The sequence below is a fragment of the Cobetia sp. QF-1 genome, assembly GCF_002213105.1.
Lineage (GTDB): Bacteria > Pseudomonadota > Gammaproteobacteria > Pseudomonadales > Halomonadaceae > Cobetia > Cobetia crustatorum.
The window spans coordinates 288,209-311,279 of record NZ_NBVS01000003.1; the positions used below are offsets into that span (position 1 = coordinate 288,209).

23 protein-coding genes are annotated in these 23,071 nt (G+C 57.9%); 7 read left to right on the forward strand and 16 right to left on the reverse strand.

What is annotated here, in order from left to right; genetic code table 11:
• Nucleotides 1–53: 53 nt before the first annotated feature.
• The 4 genes from ccmD to ccmA form a co-directional block, all read right to left on the reverse strand.
• The gene (gene ccmD, locus CFN46_RS07625) at nt 54–236 is read right to left on the reverse strand and encodes a heme exporter protein CcmD (protein WP_246116440.1); all 183 of its coding nucleotides are present in this window, start codon (nt 234–236) and stop codon (nt 54–56) included.
• Nucleotides 237–1,031, reverse strand: coding sequence for a heme ABC transporter permease (locus tag CFN46_RS07630; RefSeq protein WP_024952106.1), 795 nt, complete (start codon nt 1,029–1,031; stop codon nt 237–239).
• A gap of 186 nt (nt 1,032–1,217) precedes the next feature.
• The gene (gene ccmB / locus CFN46_RS07635; RefSeq protein WP_246116459.1) at nt 1,218–1,877 is read right to left on the reverse strand and encodes a heme exporter protein CcmB; all 660 of its coding nucleotides are present in this window, start codon (nt 1,875–1,877) and stop codon (nt 1,218–1,220) included.
• 65 nt (nt 1,878–1,942) lie between these two features.
• A complete protein-coding gene (gene ccmA / locus CFN46_RS07640; protein WP_024952108.1) occupies nt 1,943–2,662 on the reverse strand; it encodes a cytochrome c biogenesis heme-transporting ATPase CcmA in 720 nt (239 codons plus the stop codon).
• A 515-nt stretch (nt 2,663–3,177) separates the two neighbouring features.
• Here ccmA and CFN46_RS07645 point away from each other — a divergent pair.
• Nucleotides 3,178–3,654 (forward strand): LexA family transcriptional regulator, encoded by a 477-nt coding sequence (locus CFN46_RS07645; RefSeq protein ID WP_024952109.1) that lies wholly within the window; start codon nt 3,178–3,180, stop codon nt 3,652–3,654.
• A gap of 44 nt (nt 3,655–3,698) precedes the next feature.
• Nucleotides 3,699–4,325, forward strand: coding sequence for a YigZ family protein (locus CFN46_RS07650; RefSeq protein ID WP_024952110.1), 627 nt, complete (start codon nt 3,699–3,701; stop codon nt 4,323–4,325).
• A gap of 108 nt (nt 4,326–4,433) precedes the next feature.
• On the opposite strand, the gene CFN46_RS07655 is transcribed toward CFN46_RS07650, so the two are convergent.
• Together CFN46_RS07655 and CFN46_RS07660 are read right to left on the reverse strand one after the other, a co-directional pair.
• Nucleotides 4,434–5,054: an FMN-dependent NADH-azoreductase gene (locus tag CFN46_RS07655; RefSeq protein WP_024952111.1), complete on the reverse strand. Its 621-nt coding sequence runs from the start codon at nt 5,052–5,054 to the stop codon at nt 4,434–4,436.
• A 181-nt stretch (nt 5,055–5,235) separates the two neighbouring features.
• Nucleotides 5,236–6,456: a hypothetical protein gene (locus CFN46_RS07660; RefSeq protein WP_024952112.1), complete on the reverse strand. Its 1,221-nt coding sequence runs from the start codon at nt 6,454–6,456 to the stop codon at nt 5,236–5,238.
• Nucleotides 6,457–6,963: 507 nt separating this feature from the next.
• Here CFN46_RS07660 and CFN46_RS07665 point away from each other — a divergent pair.
• The gene (locus CFN46_RS07665; protein ID WP_024952114.1) at nt 6,964–7,875 is read left to right on the forward strand and encodes a LysR family transcriptional regulator; all 912 of its coding nucleotides are present in this window, start codon (nt 6,964–6,966) and stop codon (nt 7,873–7,875) included.
• Between the two features lie 233 nt (nt 7,876–8,108).
• Here the strand turns inward: CFN46_RS07665 and CFN46_RS07670 are convergent, their stop codons facing one another.
• The 4 genes from CFN46_RS07670 to CFN46_RS07685 form a co-directional block, all read right to left on the reverse strand.
• On the reverse strand, nt 8,109–8,315 hold the full coding sequence (locus tag CFN46_RS07670; RefSeq protein ID WP_024952115.1) for a cold-shock protein: 207 nt from the start codon (nt 8,313–8,315) through the stop codon (nt 8,109–8,111).
• Between the two features lie 216 nt (nt 8,316–8,531).
• On the reverse strand, nt 8,532–8,990 hold the full coding sequence (locus CFN46_RS07675) for a lipocalin-like domain-containing protein (protein WP_024952116.1): 459 nt from the start codon (nt 8,988–8,990) through the stop codon (nt 8,532–8,534).
• A complete protein-coding gene (locus CFN46_RS07680; protein WP_088743166.1) occupies nt 8,987–10,648 on the reverse strand; it encodes an ATP-binding protein in 1,662 nt (553 codons plus the stop codon). Before CFN46_RS07680 ends, CFN46_RS07675 begins: the two co-directional genes overlap by 4 nt.
• 3 nt (nt 10,649–10,651) lie before the next feature.
• Nucleotides 10,652–11,362: a winged helix-turn-helix domain-containing protein gene (locus CFN46_RS07685; protein ID WP_035159738.1), complete on the reverse strand. Its 711-nt coding sequence runs from the start codon at nt 11,360–11,362 to the stop codon at nt 10,652–10,654.
• Between the two features lie 632 nt (nt 11,363–11,994).
• On the opposite strand from CFN46_RS07685, the gene CFN46_RS17565 reads away from it, so the two are divergent.
• From CFN46_RS17565 to gnd, 4 genes are all read left to right on the forward strand, one after another.
• Nucleotides 11,995–12,156, forward strand: coding sequence for a hypothetical protein (locus CFN46_RS17565; RefSeq protein ID WP_176426434.1), 162 nt, complete (start codon nt 11,995–11,997; stop codon nt 12,154–12,156).
• A 587-nt stretch (nt 12,157–12,743) separates the two neighbouring features.
• Nucleotides 12,744–15,647 (forward strand): ribonucleoside-diphosphate reductase subunit alpha, encoded by a 2,904-nt coding sequence (locus CFN46_RS07690; protein WP_088743167.1) that lies wholly within the window; start codon nt 12,744–12,746, stop codon nt 15,645–15,647.
• A gap of 248 nt (nt 15,648–15,895) precedes the next feature.
• The gene (locus tag CFN46_RS07695; RefSeq protein WP_024952120.1) at nt 15,896–17,128 is read left to right on the forward strand and encodes a ribonucleotide-diphosphate reductase subunit beta; all 1,233 of its coding nucleotides are present in this window, start codon (nt 15,896–15,898) and stop codon (nt 17,126–17,128) included.
• A 156-nt stretch (nt 17,129–17,284) separates the two neighbouring features.
• Complete coding sequence (gene gnd / locus CFN46_RS07700) at nt 17,285–18,268, forward strand: phosphogluconate dehydrogenase (NAD(+)-dependent, decarboxylating) (RefSeq protein ID WP_024952121.1); 984 nt, start codon at nt 17,285–17,287, stop codon at nt 18,266–18,268.
• A 113-nt stretch (nt 18,269–18,381) separates the two neighbouring features.
• Here gnd and CFN46_RS07705 read toward each other — a convergent pair whose 3' ends face one another.
• The 6 genes from CFN46_RS07705 to CFN46_RS07730 form a co-directional block, all read right to left on the reverse strand.
• Nucleotides 18,382–18,942 (reverse strand): TIGR02281 family clan AA aspartic protease, encoded by a 561-nt coding sequence (locus tag CFN46_RS07705; RefSeq protein WP_254918431.1) that lies wholly within the window; start codon nt 18,940–18,942, stop codon nt 18,382–18,384.
• On the reverse strand, nt 18,939–19,436 hold the full coding sequence (locus tag CFN46_RS07710; RefSeq protein WP_088743168.1) for a hypothetical protein: 498 nt from the start codon (nt 19,434–19,436) through the stop codon (nt 18,939–18,941). The genes CFN46_RS07705 and CFN46_RS07710 overlap by 4 nt, the downstream gene beginning before the upstream one ends.
• Nucleotides 19,437–19,462: 26 nt before the next feature.
• On the reverse strand, nt 19,463–20,110 hold the full coding sequence (locus CFN46_RS07715; protein ID WP_024952124.1) for an ankyrin repeat domain-containing protein: 648 nt from the start codon (nt 20,108–20,110) through the stop codon (nt 19,463–19,465).
• Nucleotides 20,111–20,401: 291 nt separating this feature from the next.
• The gene (locus CFN46_RS07720) at nt 20,402–21,766 is read right to left on the reverse strand and encodes a sensor histidine kinase (protein WP_024952125.1); all 1,365 of its coding nucleotides are present in this window, start codon (nt 21,764–21,766) and stop codon (nt 20,402–20,404) included.
• The gene (locus CFN46_RS07725) at nt 21,763–22,470 is read right to left on the reverse strand and encodes a response regulator transcription factor (protein ID WP_024952126.1); all 708 of its coding nucleotides are present in this window, start codon (nt 22,468–22,470) and stop codon (nt 21,763–21,765) included. Before CFN46_RS07725 ends, CFN46_RS07720 begins: the two co-directional genes overlap by 4 nt.
• 90 nt (nt 22,471–22,560) lie before the next feature.
• A complete protein-coding gene (locus CFN46_RS07730; protein WP_024952127.1) occupies nt 22,561–23,049 on the reverse strand; it encodes a PepSY domain-containing protein in 489 nt (162 codons plus the stop codon).
• Nucleotides 23,050–23,071 lie beyond the last annotated feature (22 nt).

Consider the following 23,071-nt stretch of genomic DNA (forward strand, 5'->3'; position numbering starts at 1 on the left):
AGGAAGCAGATAACGCCAGACCAACTGACCGTCAGCCGGAGATTAAAACGACATCAGCTGTGGGAGCGCTCACGACGCACGCGACGACGAATATCGGCTTCTACCGCGCGGCGAGACAAGCGCGTGGAGATTACCAACCCCATCAGCCCAGCGGTCGTCAGTCCCCAGGCGGACCACACATAAACGGCATGGCCGCCCATCGCGAAAAAGTCGGCGACACTCGTAAAGGCCATCATTCAGTGCCTCTCATCTTTGGCTTGGACTGATGCAGCGTGAACTGATGAGGCGCGCTCAGGCACGATATTCAGCAGCAGGCGCACCCACTGCTTGGCACTTTCGCGCCGCAACACCTCCACCCGCGTACGCATCAGCACCAGCGCCGTAAAGAAGGCATAGAAACCCATCACCATCAGCAACAAGGGTATCCACATGCTGGCCGGCATCGGCGGTGCTTCGCTCAACGTGAAGGTGGCAGGCTGGTGCAGTGTGCTCCACCAGTCCACCGAATACTTGATGATGGGGATATTGACCATACCGACCAAGGCCAGAATAGAGGCGGCGCGTGAGCCGCTATCACGACTGGCGAAGGCGCCGCGCAACACGATCACCCCGAGGTAAAGAAATAGCTGGATCAGCATCGAGGTCAGGCGGGCATCCCAGATCCACCAGGTACCCCAGGTGGGAATGCCCCACACGGAACCGGAGAACAGTGCCAGCGCCGTCATCAGCGCTCCAATGGGTGCGGCGGCAGTGGCGACCATATCCGCCAGCTTGATCTTCCAGACCAGGAAGATCACCGCGCAAGCCGCCAGCAACATGAAGCACGACTGGGCGAGAATGGCCGCCGGCACGTGTACATAGATGATGCGGAAGCTGTTGCCCTGCTGATAGTCCGCCGGAGCAAAGGCCAGCCCCCAGACACTGCCGATGAGCAGCATGATGATCGCCAATGACCACAGCCACGGCAGCCAGCGTGAGCTCGCTGCGAAGAAGGTCGCGGGCGCACTCATACGGTGTAGCCACGGCCACAGCCCCCCCTTGCGCGGACGTACCTCAGCGGTACGCTCACGGGGGGAAGGCTCTTGGCGCGCAGGCGCTTTACGAGAGCCAGCGTTGTGAGAGTCAGTTTCGGCGTTCACGCAGACCTCATGTCAGGGTTCATGCCGGCAGGTGCCCCAGGGCCACATGCCGCAGTGAAATCGAGTGATCGCATCAGGTTAGCCATTGACGCTCAAGCGCAGGCCCGCTGCGATAGCCAGCGGTGCCAATAACAGCGCCAGTGCCAGCATGGCACCCAGAATGGCCAGATGTGGCAGGCTGGGTAGCCCTGCCACGGCGCTTTGTACTGCGCCCGCCCCGAAGATGAGTACCGGGATATACAGCGGCAGGATGATCAAGGACAGCAGCACACCACCACGTCTCAACCCGACTGTCAGTGCGGCGCCGATCGCACCGATCAATGACAGGCTCATGCTGCCAAGTGCCAACGATGCCATCAGCACGCCGAAGGCAGCGCTCGGCAAACCCAGCATCACACCCAGTAGCGGCGCCATCAACGCCAGCGGCAACCCGGTCAACAGCCAATGGCCCACCACCTTGGCCAAGACCAGTAGCGGTAACGGCTGCGGGGTCAGTAAAAGCTGTTCAAGACTGCCATCGTCGAAGTCCTGTCTGAACAGGCCATCCAGCGACAGTAATGTTGCCAATAGCGCAGCGACCCAGACCAGCCCCGGTGCCAGCGTCGCCAATAGCGCCTTGTCCGGTGAGATTCCCAGCGGAAATAGCGTGATCACCAACGCGAAGAAGGCCAGTGGATTGATCAGCTCACTCCGTCGTCGCAATGCCTGACGCAGATCACGCGTGAGCGTGGCGGCCATCGCTGCTCCTAGTGACCCCGTGCTCGCAGCGTTGCTCTCCGCCAGTGGTATCAGTGGCTCGCGCCTCATGCGGACTCCTCATCAAGCGCTGGTCTCTGACCATCGACATTGCCACCGAGCTGAATGCGCCGTAACCGCGATGGGTCCGAAAAGCGATGGTGAGTCGTCATCACGACGCTACCGCCGCGCTCGGCATGCGCGAGCAGCAATTGCTCCAGCGCTGCCACACCTTCGATATCAATGGCAGTGAATGGCTCATCAAGCACCCACAATGCCCGCGGCGTGAGATGCAACCGAGCCAGCGCGATACGTCGCTGCTGACCCGCCGACAGCTGCTGGGCCGGAACATCTTCAAAGCCTGCAAGCCCAACTGCCGCGAGTGCTGCCCACGGTGCATTCACAGAATCAACACCCGCTACACGGTCTACAACCCCGCCGAGCGCCTGATACCAGGCAAGATTCTCGAGCGCCGTCAGGGCACCCTTGATACCGGGCTGATGCCCCAGATAAAGCAGTGATGCCAGAAAATCACCGCGCGCACGCGACACTGGCTGTCCTCGCCAATATACCTCGCCCTCATGGTCATTGAATTGACCCGACAGAATCTTGAGTAGCGTGGTCTTGCCGCTGCCGTTGGGGCCTTCTATCTGCAGAATTTCTCCGCCAGACAGCATGAAATCGAGTTCGCGGAACAACCAGCGCTCATCACGCTCGCAGCTCAACGCCTCTACCGCCAACAGAGGCGGTGCAGAATAAGCGGCATCAGTAGCAGGCTGAATGGACATCTCACAATCCCGATGCTGAACCGTCGTGGAGTACGACAACAGTGATCAACCCGTGTCGATCACTGGTCGCCATTCTACGAGCTGAGGCCGACACTGACCACCGATGTACCTTTCCAGCACCGGCCCATGCAGCCTTCTAGCCAAATGCCACCACGGGCAAAGGCAGTGCAAACTCAAGGCAGCGTCAATGGCCAGTATATTAAATTAGATAAAGCTGATGCATATTCATACGACACAAAGATGCTCAAATATCCATCCCGACATTCTTCCCTCTTGCCTCGTCGTGAGAGATTGCTATGATGCAAACACTGTATACAAAAACAGTATCCATACAGTACCTTCATCGCATGCCTGCCACACCGCAGGCAGCAGACTGATCGGGTCGGCTCTATCGCGTTGTCATCATGTTCGCAGAGCCTAGCAGGCCACAGATGAACTTAGCCTGACGACCCTCCACGCTGCACCGCAGGCCAACGCACATACTGCACCGGCCGCATGGCATTAGGGGATAGCTCATGTCACGACTTCACACTCCGCACTACCTTCAGCGCCTTCATAATCTGCCGCTCAATGATGCAGCCTGGAAAGAAATCGAAGCTTGCCATCTGATGGATATCCCGCTGCTGGGCAACATCACCGCCGGAGTGCCCATTGAAGCCATCGCCGACTGCGGCACCATTTCCGTACCGTCGCGCATGGTGCGCCGCAACACTTATGCTTTGCGTGTACGTGGCCACTCGATGATCAACTGCAACATCCATGATGGCGACATCATCATCATCGAGCGTAGTGAAAGTGCCGAGAATGGCGAAACAGCCGTGGTCATGATCAACCAGCAGGAAGTGACGCTGAAGAAGCTCTATATCGAGAAGTCCGGTGTGCGCCTGCAACCGGCCAACGACAGCATGGCACCTATATATCTCAAGAATGCAGACATCGAAGTACTCGGCATGGTGATGGGAGTCGTGCGCGGCAATGCTGTGACGCATTGAGATCCTGCGCCTCATTGGTGGCGTGACTGCGGTAAGATGGCACGATGAGCTATCTGATACCTGCATTGGCGCCCGAGGCGCATCACGAGCACAGCATCGAAATCGAGAAGAGCCGCTTCATTGCCTGGCTCGCGCATGCGCCCACCTCTGATGGCATGGCCCGACTGCTGGCCAGAGCGCATCTCACACACCCCAATGCACGCCATCATTGCACCGCTTTCATTGCCGGTGCACCAAATGAGCAGAATGCGATTGGCTTCTCCGATGATGGGGAGCCCGGCGGCACTGCCGGTCGGCCGATGTATCAGGTACTTGAAGGCAGCGGTGTCGGCCAGGTGGCGTGCGTGGTCATCCGCTATTTTGGTGGCATCAAGCTCGGTACTGGCGGACTGGCACGCGCCTACAGTCGTTCCGTACTTGAAGGGCTTGAACAGCTACCGACCACGACCTTCACTCCACGTACCCCACGTCGTTTCAAGGTCGGCTTTGCTCACGAAGCCGATATACGCCATTGGTTAAGCGGCTACGGAGTACCGATCGATGGTGGTGACTATACCGCTGACGGCGTGATACTGACGGCGGGATGGCCTCTGGGTGGGACTCCCCCACCGCTTGAGGAGCTACGTGCCCGACTCAAGGGAGCACTGCAAGTGCTTGATGAGACGAGCTGAGCATACGTTCCGCGCACATATCGAACAGTTGAGTGACTGACCTGCACACGACAGCGCCGCCCCCAAGGGCGGCGCTGTCGTGTGCAGAGTCTCACTGAGCGATGATCTTTATAGCATTTCAACGAAGTTCGCGATGCCTGACTGCGCCTCTGTCATGGCCTTGGCTTTATATTCATCGCCCATGTTGAGTCCTTCTGCATAAACATAATGCTGGTCTGCGATGCCCATCAATCCCAGCATGGACTTGAGGTGCGGTGTCTGAGAGTCCAGCTCGCTACCGGCATAAACCCCTCCACGCGCTGCCAGTACCAATGCCTGCTTGCCTTCCAGCAGGCCGACTGGACCTTGCGCCGTATAATTGAAGGTTTCACCGGCACGTAGCACGCGATCGAACCATGCCTTCATCTGACTCGGTATGCCCAGATTATAAAGCGGGGCGGCGATTACCAGCAGATCGGCTGCTCGCAGCTCGGCGAGGAAGGTATCTGACAACATGACTAGCTCACGCTGCGCTGCAGTGCGCTCATCTGCTGGCGTCATCCATGCCTGCATTTCTGCCGCTCCGAGATGCGGCAGATCACGTTCGACCAGATCATGATGTGTCAGCTTATATTGAAGACCGGACGCCTCCAGCGCACGGACGAATGAGGCTGCCAGTACACGAGAGTTACCGTTGTCATCGAACAGTGAAGCGGATACCAACAAGACATTGAGCGGCGCAGTAGACATGAGCAGATTCCCTTTAAGCAGATGAGTAGCCAAGCGAGCGACTGAATCAGTGAGCCAGCATCAATGCTGAATGCCTCAAAGCTCGCTTCGTCGTGCTGCCATCATAAGTGAATCCACTTGTACAAAAAGCGACAATTATTGTGCGAATCATGTGATAAAACCGAATGATTCTATCACCACCTCAATAGCGAAATGCCTCACCACACCCGCCCAACGTACGGCCATCCAGTGTCAGGCTTGCCGTCAGCGGATAGGGAGCGCCCTGCATGGAATCAAAGCAAGCCCCCGGCGTAACAGAAAACTGTAGGTGCTCCACGCCACTGGCACCTTTCGGCAACGTAGCCTTGAGCACTCGCTCGCCGGCGTCATCTTTTGCTACACGGTAGGGCAACGTCAGCACCGTAGCAGTGGAGGCGATTACAGCAGGCATTGCAGCCACGATCGATTCGTCTGCAAGCACATCAGACCGCGCAATGAGTAACTCCTCTGGCGAATCTGCGGAGCGAGCTACCAGGCTGTCACCATGAGCCGAGGCTAGCAGACCCGCGGAAGCGGTCAATGTCAGCAGATTACGCGTTTTATCCAGGCTGACCTGCCAACCGGGCTCATTGCCTTGTGCGACCAGCAACGGTTCACTGGCTATCGGGCGGATCTGGCGTCGATCATCCTGCTCGCATTCAAGCCTGCCACGCGCATTGCGCAGCGTAGCTTGCGTGCCCTTGAACCAGACTTCCAGCCCTTTCTCGCCGCCGCTTTCCACCTCCTTTTGCTTCGCTTTCTTCTTCATTCTCTCCTGCCCGCTGTCCTTATCAGCCTCTTTTTCAGCCTCTTTTTCAGCCCTGTGCTCGATCTTGCCCTCTGACATCGGTGCCGTACCTTCCGCTTGATAACGTGCCCCTGAGGCGCTGATCACGTGCTCCAGCGTGTAGGCATGGTCGCGTGACCACAGATGCAGCCTGTCCTTTTGGGGCTGATCATGATGGCCTGATGTCGCACCTGCAGCCGACTGACCGAAAGCCATCAGCAAATCCTGAGCTGGCGTACAGCGCCAGACCTGATATTCGCGCGCGCTCACGGGCGGCAAGAAAGCGCCCGGCAACTTGATAGCCGGCGCTCGCCCAAGATCTTCAGCACTGGGAGCCGGCGGCGCGGGTGTTGCAGGTGCCTTGCTGACGACGGGGCGTGGATCACTGACAGGGGCAGGTATCTTGAGTGGGATCGGATGGCCACGCGACGCCTTGTCGGCATCATGACTCCATGGCAACGAGGTACAACCTGCCATGACAAGCGCCGTCCCCGCGAGCGCCAGAGGAGCGACTCTACGTAACTGGGCGAGAGCAAAGCCTTCTCTCTTGCAGGAGGCAGAGATAGCAACGAAACGATGACAGCGCTGACGAGACATGAGCCCTCCCTGGGCATGCCTGGGTGCAGGATAAGGCGCGGTAACTCCATAAAGAGAATCGGCGCCGCCACTGGACTCGAAGGCGAAGATGACGACGCCGTCCTGGCGCGCCTTTCAGAAAGTTTATCAAGACTTTCACGTCTTGTGGGCCTGCACAAAAGAGAAATGGCGCGCATAAAAAAGCGCCTGGCATGATACCCGACGCTTTCGATGCCAAGGCATCGCTCTCTCTCTATAGACGACTCAACCCATAGATGACTGAATCAAGGCATGACTGATCAGCCCAGACGCAAGCGCAGTACACGATCGGCACCAATACGCGGATAGCCAAGAGTGTGAGACAGTGTCATGAGTGTGCTCCATCAGCACCCTCGTGGCGGCATCATTTATATTTAGAATGGTTTTCTTGTGCGCCTTTTTACGTCTAGGCGATTGACCTCAGTCTCGTGTCCGCCAAAAATTGAATAAAACTAATTAATCCAATCATAAACATGAGCAACACTCACCATGCTCGAATTACGTCATCTCCGTACCCTGCTAGCTCTACGTGATGCCGGTTCGCTGGTCGAGGCTGCCGAGCGCATCCACCTCACCCAGTCTGCTCTCTCGCATCAGCTGAAAGATCTTGAGGAACGACTCGGCACGCTGCTGTTCGTGCGCAAGACGCGGCCGGTAGAATTCACACGCGCTGGTCAGCGACTATTATCGCTGGCAGAGCAAGTATTGCCACAATTCCGCATGGCGGAGCGTGACATCACACGCATGGCCGGCAGCGAACAAGGGCGGCTGCACATGGCCATCGAATGTCACAGCTGCTTCCAGTGGCTGATGCCAACCGTCGATCGCTTTCGTGATCACTGGCCGGAAATTGAAGTCGACATACCTTCGGGACACAGCTTCGCGCCGCTCAGTGCACTGGGGCGCGAGCAATTGGACCTCGTCATCACTGCAGACCCGGTGGAAATGACGGGTATTCGCTACATTCCCTTGTTCCGCTATGAAGTCATGCTAGCCGTGGCCCGTCAGCATGCGTTGGCAATCAAGGGGCATGTGGCTCCTGAAGACCTGCGTGATGAAGTGCTGATCATCTATCCGGTCGAACACGACCGCCTCGATGTCTTCACCCAGTTTCTGGAACCGGCCAATGTTGCTCCGCGCGAGATACGCACCGCCGAAATGACGGTAATGATGATGCAGTTGGTCGCCAGTGGCCGTGGTGTCACGGCGCTACCCAACTGGGCGCTGACCGAGTACCTGTCACGCGACTACGTGCGGGGACTATCACTGGGCGACGGCATCTGGGCGACACTCTACGCCGCCGTCAGGGAAGATCTACTAGGTACGCCGTGGATGGATGATTTTCTGCGTACCGCCCGCGAGACCTCTTTCGAGGTACTCGATGGCGTGAAGCCTGCCTGACGCTTCGCTGACTGATCAAAAGCAACCGATCTGAAAAAGCCCACCATGCCACGTAGTCAATACGGGCATGGTGGGCTTTTTGATGTCCGCTACCTGGCATGATACTGCCCACCATATTGCGACAGCATCATGCCAAGCGTTTTTCATAGGCACAAAAAAACCGTCCCAGCATAAGCTGGGACGGTTTTGACATCTATCATCTCACGCGAAGTGTACTCCGCGATGAGTGATGATCAGTCGACAGCCTTGACGTTAGCTGCCTGCAGGCCTTTCTGGCCTTGGGTGACGTCGAAGGAGACCTGTTGGCCGTCCTGCAAAGTCTTGAAGCCGTCTGCTTGGACTTCGGAGAAGTGAACGAACAGGTCGTCACCACCGTCTGCCGGAGCGATGAAACCAAAACCTTTAGCGTCGTTGAACCACTTAACTGTACCGGTAGCCATGAGAAATATCCTCTCTGATGAGCATGTTTAATTAGAACGGGCGTTACCCGAAGAGCGTGGGCAAAGCAAAACCATGCATCAAATCAGCGAGGCATTTCGGCGCGCTCAAGGCGTGAAACCGAACTGCGCAGGCGACTGAGTGGTGCGTCTTGCTATCCAACAGACGCTACTATGCACTTCAACCCACCTTGACGTCAAGCCTTCTTGTGAATGAGTTTAATGATTCGGTAATCGCTGCCACTGCAACCAGGTTAAAAAGCCTCCTTCTGGCAGCTGAAGATTCGGAGCGTCGGTCCCTAACAGCAGACTGCCTTCCTTGAAGCTGACACTCCGATTGAGCGTCACACCATCCCAATCCGCGATGGTTGCCAGCGACAACTGATGGCAGACCTCCTCTCTCTGCCCATCCCAGTACCAGCGGCCACAATAGGCAAATCCCTTACGAAATGCTGTGACCAGCTGATCATCCGAAGGCGCCGTCCCTAACGGCTCGCGCTCACAGGACACCAACTGCACGCTCATGAAGCCATTTGCCAGGTAATGCAGCTGTCCCTTGCAGGCGCCGAGTGGCTCCAACTCCCTACCATCCGGCCAGGCATACCAGAAACGTTGCAGCTGCCATGACCCGATCAACTCTGGATGCAAATGTGCCGTCGTATCTGAAGTGTCTATCATACGCCCTCCTTTCCATCAGCCACAGTAGGTAGAACAGGTGGAAGCACTACAGGCATCTCGCGCCCTAATTTCCCCGATGTCAGTGGCAACAGCAGACTGAAGCGCGCCCCCTTGAGGGCCTTGCCGTGGTCCACCACGACGCTGCCACCATGCGAGTGCATGATCTTCTGAACGATGGATAACCCAAGACCATAGCCCCCCGAAGCGCGTGTACGTGAATCATCGAGACGCGCAAAGGGCTTGAAGACCTTTTTGCGATCGTCTTCGGCAACGCCCGGCCCGTCATCTTCAACATCGATACGTATCACCTGTGGGTCATTCGTGATGCGCACCAGTACACGAGAATCAGCATGGCGACAGGCATTGGAGACAAGGTTTTGCAATGCACGCTGTAGATAGCGGGCCTCAGCCTCTACCTCAAGGGACTCCCCTTCGATACTCAACAATAGCTCTGGGTGTAATGGTGCGAGTGTCTCGCACACCTGCTCTGCCACTTCGCGACAATCCACTGCGGTCATATTGAGCTGAATACCTGCCGCATTGTTGAGGCGCGCATAGGTCAGAATTTCATCGATCAGCTTGTCGAGCTCTTCGATATCACCATCGGCTCCCTTTACCTGCCGAAGCACGAAGTCGTCGTCGACCATGTCCTCGATCATCTGCAAGGCAAAGCGGATACGCGCCACCGGCGTACGCAACTCGTGAGAGACAGCGCGAATCATGTCTTGCTGAGCCCCCAGTAGCCCCTGCACTCGCTCCGCCATACCATTGAAGGCCATCCCAAGTCGGCCTAGAAAGTCGTTGGACTCAATGCGTACCCGCGTATCGAGATAACCACCAGCGATACGTGTCGCCGCTCTCTCCAAACGTGTCAGGCGCGCTTCAAGCGACCTCACGACTAGATAGATGACTCCCCCCAACAAGGTAATGACGGACAGCACCATCGCCGCGATCAGCGCAGGTGGGGTGGTTTCAAAGCCACGTAGTGGTCCGACCTTAAGCAGCGTCTGGTGGCCCAGGCGAGCATAAAGCACCATCGCCCGGCCATGACTGGCGACATTGAGCACCACCCGCCCATCATTGATACGACTGGACTGCTGGGCATCGAGACTGTCAGGCACATCCGGGAGCTGCGCAAAAGATAACCCGGAGACCTGCTGCAACTCCGCCAACATGCTGCCACGTTGCTCGGGCATCAACGGGAGCAACGTATCGCGGAGCAAGGCCATCAGACCGCGTAGCTGGCGCTCTGCCAGATGCAGCAGCCGAAGCTCCAGCACGCGATGCTCACCCGGCACCTGCATCAACAACTGCCAGCCCGTATCAGCGTGTGCTCTGACCAGTGGTCGCCCGGCATCCAGACGTCGTTGCTCCCACCAGTTGAGATCAAACATCTCGACGGGTGCGAGTAAAAGACGCGCATCCAGCAAGCCAGAGACTCGGGCGAGAAACTTGCTCCGCTCCGTATCTGGCGTAGCAGATACCCGCTGAGTCAGCAGCTTCATCGGCGCTGCCCCCAAATGAGTCTGGTAGGCCTCTAGCCGAACCATGTTGGTTAGCTGGAAGCCGCCCAGCGCAATACCTAGCGTCAGTATCAACGCCAGGAGCAACGCCATGTAGACGCGCAGAAAAATACTGTCGGACAGGGCACGCCGCATGACTCAGAGATCCTTGACGAACAGGTATCCCTTGCTACGCACCGTTTTGATCCGCTCCGGATGATTGGGATCATCGCCAATCTTCGGTCGGATACGTGAGACTCGCACGTCGATGGAGCGATCCTGGCCGTCATATTTGATGCCGCGTAGCGCTGAGAAGATTTCTTCGCGCGTCAGTACGCGACCAGCATTGGATGACAGCAGCCACAGCAGATCGAACTCGGCGCTGGTCAGCTCGATACGTTCACGTGACAACCATGCCTCACGCGTCGCGTTGTCAATTTCCAGATCATTGAACACCAGGCGTGTTTCGCCGGCTGATGCTTCCGGGCCATCGGCACGGCGCAGCAGGGCGCGCATGCGCGCTAGCAGTACACGAGGCTGTACCGGTTTAGGCACATAATCATCAGCGCCCATCTCAAGGCCCAGCACCTGATCCATATCATCAGTACGCGCGGTCAGCATCAGGATCGGGCCTGAGAACTGTGGACGCACACGGCGGCATATGGAGAGTCCATCCTCTCCCGGCAGCATCAGATCAAGAATCACGAGGTCAGGGCGCAGACTGATGATCAGGTCTACTGCCCGTCCGCCATCGTGCTCAACACTGACACGGAAGTTATTGGCTTCGAGATACTCGCGCGTCAGTGTCGCTAGACGCTCGTCATCTTCGACAATCAGTACATGTTCTTGCGCATTGGTATCCAAGGGCATTCCATCCGCATCGTTGGGTCGGCGTGGCAGGCAGCTCACAAGTCGTTACTGTCCAGTGCCACGTCGTAACCTTTTCAGGGTGATTTGTCACGAATGATACGCCAATTTGTGCGTTTGCGCGCCAGCAGAGCAGACCCTGCAAGGATTGACGGGGCGCATAAAATTTAACGCTCAATGTCTTGACATCGCCTGTCCACAGGGCCGAATTTTCAACCACACGTTACCCACAAGTTATCCACTTGCACGCCCCTGCAAACAACACTATCTTGTGTTTTCAATCAAACACTTACACAACATGTGGTGATTTGCGCCATTAGTCCATAATGAAAGACGCTTCTTTTTAAACGCGAAAGGCCCCCTCTCAAAAAAGAGGAGGCCTTTCAAACCACAGGCAGTATAAGTGCTTGCGGGCGGGCAACTCGTATCACTCATGTAGAACTTCGGCGCGCCAACGCCACTGCATAGTGATCTCTGAGCTCTAGCTGAAATCTACAAGTGCAACTGTAGTGACGACATACCTCAATGTAAATGCTCCAGATGCTTTATCAGAATGTTCTGATGTCACTACTTATAGCTCTATTCAGCTGCCAGCCTGCTTCACTCTGCCTTCTTTATGTGAGGAGGCGCTTTACATGCGCATCTCTGCCAACGAGCAGCTAAAGAAAAACCAACGTAAGGCTAGTAAGGCAGGCCGCACGCTTCAGCAGTGGAAACAACACAGATCTCTCCTGAAGAAAAGAGCAGCTTATGAAGAGGCTGGGCAAAAAAATTTCCAGTTCGAAGAGCCACCGTAATCAAACCTTGCGCTGAATAGCGTACTACCAAGTCGCAATACGCGGCCACAAGCACTATCTTATGAAAAAACGCCTCGAGCGCCAGCATTCTAGCTTTTCTAGGATACTGGCGCTCGAGGCGTCTTCTATGGAAAGAACTCATAGACTCTCATCTCGTCATCAATACCAAAATTTTGGCCACAGACGAGTGGAAAAAATCGCGCTCAACATCTTGACATCGCCTATCGACGGGGGCGCTAGAGGATGGAATTTTCAACCACATTTTGCCCACAGTGTTATCCACTTGCGCTGAAGAGTGGATAACACTATCTTGTGTCAAAAATCGCTTTTGTCCCTATATGTAGGGGTTTTACGACACCATAGCTCATCGAGCCAAGAGGCAATTGTCAAGCCTCATGAGCCATTGAAAGCGTGTCGAATTAGCACTGATCAGCATGCCACTGAGCTACCGCTGAACGGTTCACATGCGATTGAAAATTTCATATCCCAAATTACTCGTGAGAGCTTGCAACAATAGCTGTCCGAAGCGAACTGCCAACGAGCCTCAAACGGCAACGATTCATCTTCAGACGATTCAGGAAGGCGTCATGGATACCACTACCAGCACCGATCAGGCAGCAGTCGATCTGACTGCACCCCAGCGCCTGCGCGTCATTAAGCGCACCGGCGATGTTGCGGCCTTTGACGCCAGCAAGATCTCCGTCGCGCTCTCCAAGGCATTCATCGCCGTGGAAGGCGACCAGGTCGAGTCCAGCTCGCGCATTCGCGACCTGATCCAGCAGCTGACCAGTCAGATCACTGACGCCTTCCAGCGCCGTATGCCTGATGGCGGCACGCTGCACATCGAAGACATTCAGGACCAGGTTGAACTGGCACTGATGCGTTCCGGCGAGCACAAGGCAGCCCGCGCTTACGTCCTGTACCGCGATGAGCACACGCGTGCCCGCAGCGCGCAGAACGATGGCATCACCAAGCCGCACCCGACCATCAATGTCACCCATCTCGACGGCACCGTGCGCCCGCTGGACCTTGGCCGTATCGAAACGCTGGTCTTTGATGCCTGTGCTGAGCTGTCCAACGTCGATGCCCAGAAAATCGTCGATGACTCGCTGAAGAATCTGTACGACGGCGTGCCGATCGATGGCGTGTCCACCGCACTGATGATGACCGCGCGTACGCTGGTCGAGAAAGACCCGAACTACACCTACGTCACCGCTCGCCTGCTGCAGGACAACCTGCGCCGCGAAGCCTTGAGCTTCCTCAAGGTCGCTGACGAAGCGACGTTCGGTGAAATGCAGGAGCACTATCCGGTCGCCTTCAAGGCCTATATCGAAAGCGGCATCGCCTTCGAGCAACTGGATGAGCAACTGGCCACCTTTGATCTGGAGCGCCTCGGCGCAGCCATCGATCACTCGCGTGACAACCAGTTCACCTATCTCGGCCTGCAGACCCTGTACGACCGCTACTTCCTGCACCAGGACGACGTGCGCTATGAGCTACCGCAGGTCATGTTCATGCGTGTCGCGATGGGCCTGTCCCTGAACGAGGAAGACCGCGAAGGTCGCGCCATCGAGTTCTACGAGCTGCTGTCCAGCTTCGACTACATGGCCTCCACGCCGACCCTGTTCAACGCCGGGACTCGTCGTAGTCAGCTGTCCAGCTGCTACCTGACCACCGTGCCGGATGCTCTCGATGGCATCTACGGTGCTATCCGCGACAACGCCATGCTCTCCAAATGGGCCGGCGGTCTCGGTAACGATTGGACGCCAGTACGTGCCTTGGGTTCTTACATCAAGGGCACCAACGGCAAGTCACAGGGTGTCGTGCCCTTCCTGAAAGTCGTCAACGACACTGCCGTTGCCGTCAATCAGGGTGGCAAGCGCAAGGGCGCTGTCTGTGCCTATCTGGAAACCTGGCACATGGACGTCGAGGAATTCCTCGACCTGCGCAAGAACACCGGTGATGACCGTCGTCGTACTCACGACATGAACACCGCCAACTGGGTGCCGGATCTGTTCATGAAGCGTGTCTTCGATGACACCGACTGGACCCTGTTCTCGCCGTCCGACTGCCCGGATCTCCACGACCTGTACGGCGCTGCCTTCCAGGTCCGCTATGAGCAGTACGAAGAGATGACCCGTCAGGGCCAGCTGAAGCTCTTCAAACGCGTCAAGGCACGTGATCTGTGGCGCAAGATGCTGTCCATGTTGTTCGAGACCGGCCACCCGTGGATCACGTTCAAGGATCCGTGCAACATCCGTAGCCCGCAACAGCACGCCGGCGTCGTGCACTCGTCCAACCTGTGCACCGAGATCACCCTCAACACGTCCGAGGATGAGATCGCGGTCTGCAACCTGGGCTCGATCAACCTGTCCCAGCACGTCATCGACGGCAAGCTGGACGGCGACAAGCTCAAGAAGTCTGTTCGTACCGCCGTGCGCATGCTCGATAACGTCATCGACATCAACTACTACGCAGTTCCACAGGCACGACGCTCCAACATGCGTCACCGTCCGGTGGGTCTGGGCATCATGGGCTTCCAGGATGCGCTCTATGCGCAGTCCATTGCCTACGCTTCTGAAGAAGCCGTGACCTTCGCTGACGAATCCATGGAACTGGTCAGCTATCACGCCATCGAAGCGTCCAGTGACCTGGCTGCCGAGCGTGGTCGTTACGAGAGCTTTGACGGCTCACTGTGGAGCCAAGGGATTCTGCCGATCGATTCCATCGAGAAGCTCAAGCAGGAGCGTGGCGCTGACTACATCGAGATGGACGAAAGCCAGACTCAGGACTGGAACTACATCCGCGAGAAGGTCCGCAGTCAGGGCATGCGTAACTCCAACGTGATGGCGATCGCGCCGACCGCGACGATCTCCAATATCTGTGGTGTCTCGCAGTCCATCGAACCAACGTATCAGAACCTGTTCGTGAAATCGAACCTGTCTGGCGAGTTCACCGTGGTCAACGCCTACATGGTTAACGACCTCAAGGCGCGCGGCCTATGGGATGAGGTCATGATCAATGACCTCAAATACTACGACGGCAGCGTGCAGCCGATCGAGCGTGTTCCGCAAGACCTCAAGACGCTGTATGCCAACGCCTTTGAAGTCGAGCCGAAGTGGATCGTCGAAGCGGCCTCGCGTCGTCAGAAGTGGATCGATCAGGCGCAGTCTCTGAACCTGTACATCCAAGGCGTGTCCGGCAAGAAGCTGGACGTGACCTACCGCATGGCATGGTTCCGTGGCCTCAAGACCACTTATTACCTCCGTGCTCTGGGTGCGACTGCCGTGGAAAAATCCACTGTCGATCGCAGCAAGCACAACGCTGTTGGCAACGACACTGCGACAGCACCGGCCGTCCCTGCTCCGGCAGCCCCGGCACCGGCGGCGCAAGAGCCGCGCGGCATCGAAGACTTCTTGAAGGGTAAGAGCGGACAGCGTGCCCCCTCCGCCAGCACCATCGACGAACTCGGCTGCGAGTCTTGCCAGTAAGCGAGTGACTTGCTGCCTCCGATGCGATTCTGTACCGGAGACAGCCTGCGGCTACCTACCAGGACCGAGCCTCGCTCGGTCCTGTGCCGTCACTAACAATCATCGCCTCCTGACACCTCTCGGCCTGTCTCCTTTGCATCACACAGAGACACGCGACCCGATGGCGCCTGCGTCGTAGAACGCACCGCTCACGCTTTTGCGTCACGCTGATCATCCGCGTGGCCACCAACGAACACGAGGAACGCAACATGTTGAACTGGGACGATTTCCACGAAGATGAAGCGCCGACCGCCGAGAAACCTGCGGCTCCGACGCAAGCCGCTCCGGCACCGACCGAAGCGCCGATCGCGGTCGAGAACAGCGAAGGCTACGCCGTCAGCGACGCTGACCGTATCGCGCGCGCCCAGCAAGCACTGGACGAGCTCGACATTGCCAAAGGCCTCGAAGAACTGGAAATGGGTGCCCAGCGCATTCATGTAGACGAAAAGCGCATGATCAATGCCCGCGCTGACGTCAACCAGCTGGTGCCCTTCAAGTACGACTGGGCATGGCAGAAATATCTCGACGGCTCCGCGAACCACTGGATGCCGCAAGAAGTGAACATGAACGCGGACATCGCGTTGTGGAAAAGTCAGGATGGCCTGACCGATGACGAGCGTCTGATCGTGATGCGCTCGCTGGGCTACTTCTCCACTGCTGACTCGCTGGTCGCCAATAATCTGGTGCTGGCCGTCTACAAGAACATTACCAATCCGGAATGCCGCCAGTATCTGCTGCGTCAGGCCTTCGAAGAGGCGATCCACACTCACGCCTACCAGTACTGCATCGAGTCACTGGGCATGGACGAAGGCGAAGTCTTCAACATGTACCGCGAAGTGGATTCCGTCGCACGCAAGTCCGCCTGGAGCCTCAAGCACACCCAGGCCCTCGGACGCGCTGACTTCCAGACCGGCACGACGGAAACGGATCAGGAATTCCTGCGTAACCTGATCGGCTTCTACGCCGTCACCGAAGGCATCTTCTTCTACTGCGGCTTCTCCCAGATTCTGTCCATGGGTCGCCGCAACAAGATGACCGGCGTGGCCGAGCAGTTCCAGTACATCCTGCGTGACGAGTCCATGCACCTGAACTTCGGTATCGACGTGATCAACCAGATCAAGGTCGAGAATCCGCTGCTGTGGACTGCCGAGTTCCAGGACGAAGTCACCCAGATGATCCTCGAAGGCACCCAGCTCGAGATCGAATACGCACGCGACACCATGCCGCGCGGCGTACTGGGCATGAATGCGGCCATCATGGAGGAATACCTCCACTTCATCTGCAACCGTCGCCTCGCACAGCTGGGCCTCAAGGAGCAGTTCCCGGGCGCCAAGAACCCGTTCCCGTGGATGTCCGAGATCATCGACCTGCGCAAGGAGAAGAACTTCTTCGAAACGCGCGTCACTGAATATCAGGTTGGCGGCGCACTGAGCTGGGATTGATTCTGGCCAAGGGTCGTGTACTGATGTAACTAACGCGACTCACAAAAGTGCTAACGGGCCATGTCATTGACATGGCCCGTTTTGCGTCAAAAGAGCTCACAGGGTAGGCTTCGCGCCGTCCCGACTCTCCCCCGGCTTCACGTGAAAGGAACGAACATGCAACTCGGTATCATCGGACTCGGCCGCATGGGCGGCAACATCGCTCGTCGCTTGATGCGCAATGGCCATGAAGTGGTCGCTCATGATCGCGACGCCACCATAGCCCAGTCACTCGTGGCTGACGGCGCGACCCACGTCGAAAGCCTCGCCCAGCTGGTCGAGCAGATCGATGCGCCACGCGCGATCTGGGTCATGTTGCCTTCTGGCGAGATCACCGAGCAAACCATTGCCGCACTGGCTGACATCATGGAAGCAGGCGACACCATCATTGATGGTGGCAATACCTTCTACAAGGATGATGTCCGTCGCGCAGCGAGCCTGAAGGAGAAAGGCCTGCACTACGTCGACGTGGGCACTTCCGGCGGCGTGTGGGGGCTGGAGCGCGGTTACTGCATGATGATTGGTGCAGAGAAAGAAGTGTTCGATCACCTTGAGCCGCTATTCGACACCCTTGCGCCGGGCTATGGCGACCTCGAACGCACCAAGGGACGCAATGCCCCGGACGAGCGCGCCGAGCGTGGCTACATCCATGCAGGCCCGGTCGGTGCCGGTCACTACGTGAAGATGGTACATAACGGTATCGAGTACGGCCTGATGCAGGCCTACGCGGAAGGCTTCGAGCTGATGCAGAGCAAGGGCTCCGCAGACCTGCCGGAAGATCAGCGCTTTGATCTGAACATGGCGGATATCGCTGAAGTCTGGCGTCGTGGCAGCGTCGTATCTTCCTGGTTGCTCGATCTCACCGCTCAGGCGCTGGCCGGTGATGAACGTCTTGATCATTACAGCGGCGCCGTCTCCGACAGTGGCGAAGGTCGCTGGACCGTCGATGCCGCCGTCGAGCAGGGTGTCGCCGTGCCGGTGCTGGCCAATGCGCTGTTCTCGCGCTTCAGCTCGCGCAAGGAAAACACCTATGCCAATCGCTTGCTATCGGCGATGCGCTTCGGCTTCGGTGGCCATGTCGAGCCGCCCCGTCAGGACTGACTGCTCAATCGCTCCGATGGGAGTGACAGGCAGTGGCCAATGATTGCTGCATGAAAAGCGCCCCGCTCATTGAGCGGGGCGCTTTTGTATTCTGTCTTTTCTGAAGGTGTGCATCAGTCGGAAATCGGTGTCAGACGCATCTGCTGACCACGCATGTTGATATCGAACTGACCCAGAAAGCTCATGCCCAACAACACCAGGTCATCGTCCATACCGGGCACGATAGCACCGCGCACCTCTTGCCACACAAGCCCGGCCAGACTGACTTCTTCTAGCGTGGTCAGCGCACCGTGACTGACACCATTGGCAGTGGTGAAGCGCGCATCCCGTCCACGTGGCAGATTCAAGCGCTGCGCCAGTGCCTCGGAGACCGAGACATAGGTCGCGCCGGTATCGAGCAGGAAGGTCACCGCTGCACCATTGATCTCTCCAGGTGCCACAAAGTGACCCGCGCGATTGCGCGTAAGCGTCAAGGGCTGCTGCACCGCCAGTGATTGGCCTGCCAGCGAAGCATTAGGCCGGCTCCTCTCGTCAAGCTGCCCTTGAAACCACCAGACCAGCATGCCAAGCATCAGCCCCCAGCACAGCACCAACATGCCAATGCCATAACGCCGACTCGGGTCTTTCTCGGCAGGGTCATTCTTGGTCGGTTCGTTGTGGTCAGCGTCACTCATCCGCCACCACTGCGCAGCAATAGGCGCAATGCCACTACGCACAGCGCTACGCCCAGTGCGAACGGCACCCCTATCAGCCAACCGCGCGCGCTGGGCAGGCTTGCCTCATGCGGGGCACTGCGCCGATAGGTGAGCACGACATTCTCGCCCACAGCGGGCGTCGGTGAGGGAACCGCCAGCGGCGAGATATATTCGTGCCAGCCGCCCCGCTCATCCTGATAGCGCACGACCGGAGCATACTGAATGGCCTCGATATTGAAGCGCCCGCCCGGCGGCAGACCCGCCATCGCCAGCGCTTCACCCTCACTGAGAGGGCCACCCTTGGGCAGATGAATGCGCCCGCGCCCCTCCACATTCAGCGCGCGGTCGTGGTTGATCACTTCTCCTGTCACCTGCACGCTTTCTCGCGCAAAGGATTGAGCGTGCTGCCAGCGGTATCCTCCCAGCAGCAGCAAAGCTACACCCATTATCAGCAGTCCCCATGTCACGGTCATGCGACGCTCCTTCTGACGATCTACCGTCATGCTTGATGAGGCGTCGGCGGCTCAACTTCATGGGCGATACCACGTTCATGCCCACCGGCCGCTTCCAACATCTCACACACCACCTCAAACGTGCGCCAGCGTGCATGGGCTAGTGGTGTAACGCCTTCGGCATCCGCCAGATTGACGTCGGCGCCATGGTTCAACAAATGTTGCACGACCTGCTGGTAGGCGATATCACCATCACCCAGTAATACCGCTTCAATCAGAGCAGTCCAACCGAGCGTATTCTGGTGATCGACATCGATGGATGTCTGCTCCAGCAGCAGTTCACAAATACCACTGTGGCCGCGCTCACTCGCTGACATCAACGCGGTAGAGGAAAAACGATTGAGCACGGTAGCCGAGGCACCATGCGCCAACAGACGCTCCAGGCAGCCTTGATGCCCCAAAGCCGCCGCAGTCAGTAATGGCGTGTCGTGCAGGGCATCGGTCTGCTCGCTATCAGCACCTGCCGCGAGTAGTGCCGCGACAGCTTCTGGCTGATTGGCCTGCACCGCCACCATCAATGGTGAGCGACCACGATAGTCGATGTCATTGACTCGCTCGCATGCATCCGACGCAGCCAATGCTTCAGCCAGCCCCGCTAGATCGCCATGTTGAGCACACATTGTCATGTCCTTCATCACAACCTCCTGACGCCCGACGTGTCACATGACACCTGACTGATAGCCTATGCGATCTTGAGCATGACTGTTAGCGTTCGCGAGGGGAAGACCTTCTACGGTGACGCTCTACAGGTATAAAAAAGGCGCTCCCGAAGGAGCGCCAGTTCGTCATCACCGCAGGGCGCGGCAGACGAGACTCAGAAACGAAGCCCGTCCGGCTGCCAGCCGGACAATCACAGAGTACGCTGCCACCATAATAGCGACCAATCATCTATAAAGATCATTATCATAGCCAGTGACTATGTAAGATCAGGCCGTCGGATGCGCACCGACCAGCGGCGAACTGGGCAGCCAGACTCGCGCGGCCAGCCCTCCCAGCGATGAGCGCATCAGACACAGCTCACCACCGTAGAGCGCCATCAGGTCATCCACGATCGCAAGCCCCAGCCCAGAGCCGGAACGCCCTTCATCGAGGCGCGCTCCACGGCCGAGTGCAGCAGCCCCTTCTTCATCCGTCATGCCCGGGCCGTCATCCTCAATGATCAGCAGCACGCCACCATCGCGTGTTTCGCTGCTCACCCGGACTTCTTTCTGCGCCCACTGCAGGGCATTCTCGAGCAGATTACCGACCATCTCCTGCAGGTCCTGCGGGTCAACCCGCACGCTGGCGTCATCCTCGAGCGCCAGACTGAGCGTGATACCACGCCGGCCAGCGAGGCGACCCAAGCCTTCAAACACGGGTCCAGCAGCGTCACGCAAGCTGATACGCCCACTCAAGTGCGCGCCACCGGCAGCACTGGCACGCGCCAGGTGATGTCGGACAGCCTCATCGATTCGCCGTAGCTCAGCATCGATACGTGCACGATCATCTCCGTCAAAGCGTTCAGACTGCGCCTTGAGTACGCTGACCGGCGTTTTCAGCGCATGAGCCAGATTACCGGCTGCCGCACGTCCACGCTCGATCAGGCGTTGATCACGCTCGAGCACGGCATTGATTGCGCGGGTCAGCTCAGTAAGTTCCGGCGGCAAGCGTGTCTCTTCAAGGCGCTCGGCCTCTCCGTCAGCGACCCGCTTGAGCCGCGAGCGCAAGCGCCTGAGTGGCGCCAAGCCCCAGCTGATCTGCGCTGCAGAACCACAGGCCAACAGTGAAGCCAGCGCGGCCAGCGCGCCTGCCAATAGCCACTCGAAGCGCGCGACCTCAGCATCTACCTCGCTACGGCTGGCAGCGACCATCACATGCAGTGGCTGGTTGCGTCCAGGCAGGCGAATATCGCGCTCGATAGCACGCAGTACCTGATGTCGCGGCCCCTTGATATCGCGACTTTGTACGATGCCATTACTCATGTCTTCCAACGGAGGCAGCCGTTGATCCCACAGCGAGCGTGATGTCAGTACGTTGCCGTTGCGATCGGATATCTGCCAGTACCAGCCAGAATAGGCCTGATCAAAGCGCGGATCACCCAGCGAGCGAGTCAATCCGGGGCGGCCTTTTTCACGGTCAAACTGGATAGCCGCAATCAGCACCTTCGACAACGACAGCAGCCGCTGATCGAAAGCAGTGGTAACGGCATCACGGAAACTCCATGCCAGCCCAAGACCGGTCAGTGGCATGACAATCAGTGCAATGACCAGCGAGCCACCGAGCAATCGGCGGCCGACTGATAATGGCTTCATGCGTCGTCGCCATCATCGTGTGACGCGCTTGCTTCCGACTCGGCATCAGGGTCACGCAGACGATAACCGCGACCGCGCAGGGTCTCGATGCGCTCAGCACCCAGCTTGCGACGCAAACGACTGATCTGCACATCGATGACATTGGAATCAGGCTCATGGTCGCGATCGTAGACGTGCTCGACCAGTTCAGAGCGGCTGACCACGCCAGGCACGGCATGCATCAAATGCATCAGCAGGCGAGTTTCCTGTGCGGTTAACGAGACCGGACGTCCGGCCAAACTGACAGTGCCGCCATGGGTATCACAGGCCAGGTCACCCAACTTGAGCACCGGATGTGCATGGCCGCGAGAGCGGCGCACTAGCGCGCGCAGACGGAAGATAACTTCGGCAGTCTCGAAAGGCTTGGTGACATAATCATCAGCACCGGCAGAGAAACCAGCCGCCTTGTCAGACCAACGCTCACGTGCCGTCAGCACCAGTACCGGCACTTCGATACCGACTTCACGCCATTGTGCCAACCAGCGGGTGCCATCGCCGTCCGGCAGACCTAAATCCAGCACCACCGCGTCATAGCGCTCAGTCTGCACCAGAAAGTCTGCATCACCCCCGGTGGTAGCGTGCTCGACCAGCACATCCGCTTCGCTTAGGCGTGCCATCAGCGCCTCGGCTAGCGGCATATCATCTTCAACCAGCAATATTTTCATCAGCTCTCAGGCTCCTGACGCAATCGGTGTCCTGACGCCGGCACGGCATCGCTGCGCTCAACGTGGGAAGTACTTCTAGCATACCGCCCATCAGGGTGGCCCGGCACCCTCATCGATAACCCTGTCATCATCCATGACACTGTTATCGTCCATGACATTGCCATCAGATAGCGTGCCGTCAGCATGGCGCCGCATGTCTCCAAGATTGATGCCACGGACTTCGCGCAGGCTGCCATCAGAGGCACGCACGGTGAACTTGGCCATCTGCCCCTGCGGGCCGAGCATCTCGACTTCATAGATCAGCTCACCATGACTTTCGTCCAATTCCACCTCGACCACTTGCCCCAACCAGTCACGCTCGAGGCCATCAAGTAGCTGAGACAATGAAATCACACGCCCTGCTGCCACCTCATCATGCAGACTGCGCCAGCGTTCGCTGTCACACATCGCCAGCTGCGGAAGTGCCAGTGAGCCAACCAGCAAGCTTCCCAAGCCGATACATAACCAGGTACGTCGATGCCGGAATCGACCCAAGCACGATGCCCGGGAAATATCAGGGGCCTTGCGGGAAGTCTGCATGAAGGGGCCTCTTGGAATGCGG

Bases quoted from the DNA above. Each gene is read 5' to 3' on its own strand.
- ccmD (WP_246116440.1), bottom strand. From the start codon at position 236: ATGATGGCCTTTACGAGTGTCGCCGACTTTTTCGCGATGGGCGGCCAT.
- ccmB (WP_246116459.1), bottom strand. From the start codon at position 1,877: ATGGCCGCCACGCTCACGCGTGATCTGCGTCAGGCATTGCGACGACGG.
- ccmA (WP_024952108.1), bottom strand. From the start codon at position 2,662: ATGTCCATTCAGCCTGCTACTGATGCCGCTTATTCTGCACCGCCTCTG.
- CFN46_RS07645 (WP_024952109.1), top strand. From the start codon at position 3,178: ATGTCACGACTTCACACTCCGCACTACCTTCAGCGCCTTCATAATCTG.
- CFN46_RS07650 (WP_024952110.1), top strand. From the start codon at position 3,699: ATGAGCTATCTGATACCTGCATTGGCGCCCGAGGCGCATCACGAGCAC.
- CFN46_RS07655 (WP_024952111.1), bottom strand. From the start codon at position 5,054: ATGTCTACTGCGCCGCTCAATGTCTTGTTGGTATCCGCTTCACTGTTC.
- CFN46_RS07660 (WP_024952112.1), bottom strand. From the start codon at position 6,456: ATGTCTCGTCAGCGCTGTCATCGTTTCGTTGCTATCTCTGCCTCCTGC.
- CFN46_RS07665 (WP_024952114.1), top strand. From the start codon at position 6,964: ATGCTCGAATTACGTCATCTCCGTACCCTGCTAGCTCTACGTGATGCC.
- CFN46_RS07670 (WP_024952115.1), bottom strand. From the start codon at position 8,315: ATGGCTACCGGTACAGTTAAGTGGTTCAACGACGCTAAAGGTTTTGGT.
- CFN46_RS07675 (WP_024952116.1), bottom strand. From the start codon at position 8,990: ATGATAGACACTTCAGATACGACGGCACATTTGCATCCAGAGTTGATC.
- CFN46_RS07680 (WP_088743166.1), bottom strand. From the start codon at position 10,648: ATGCGGCGTGCCCTGTCCGACAGTATTTTTCTGCGCGTCTACATGGCG.
- CFN46_RS07685 (WP_035159738.1), bottom strand. From the start codon at position 11,362: ATGCCCTTGGATACCAATGCGCAAGAACATGTACTGATTGTCGAAGAT.
- CFN46_RS17565 (WP_176426434.1), top strand. From the start codon at position 11,995: ATGCGCATCTCTGCCAACGAGCAGCTAAAGAAAAACCAACGTAAGGCT.
- CFN46_RS07690 (WP_088743167.1), top strand. From the start codon at position 12,744: ATGGATACCACTACCAGCACCGATCAGGCAGCAGTCGATCTGACTGCA.
- CFN46_RS07695 (WP_024952120.1), top strand. From the start codon at position 15,896: ATGTTGAACTGGGACGATTTCCACGAAGATGAAGCGCCGACCGCCGAG.
- gnd (WP_024952121.1), top strand. From the start codon at position 17,285: ATGCAACTCGGTATCATCGGACTCGGCCGCATGGGCGGCAACATCGCT.
- CFN46_RS07705 (WP_254918431.1), bottom strand. From the start codon at position 18,942: ATGAGTGACGCTGACCACAACGAACCGACCAAGAATGACCCTGCCGAG.
- CFN46_RS07710 (WP_088743168.1), bottom strand. From the start codon at position 19,436: ATGACCGTGACATGGGGACTGCTGATAATGGGTGTAGCTTTGCTGCTG.
- CFN46_RS07715 (WP_024952124.1), bottom strand. From the start codon at position 20,110: ATGAAGGACATGACAATGTGTGCTCAACATGGCGATCTAGCGGGGCTG.
- CFN46_RS07720 (WP_024952125.1), bottom strand. From the start codon at position 21,766: ATGAAGCCATTATCAGTCGGCCGCCGATTGCTCGGTGGCTCGCTGGTC.
- CFN46_RS07725 (WP_024952126.1), bottom strand. From the start codon at position 22,470: ATGAAAATATTGCTGGTTGAAGATGATATGCCGCTAGCCGAGGCGCTG.
- CFN46_RS07730 (WP_024952127.1), bottom strand. From the start codon at position 23,049: ATGCAGACTTCCCGCAAGGCCCCTGATATTTCCCGGGCATCGTGCTTG.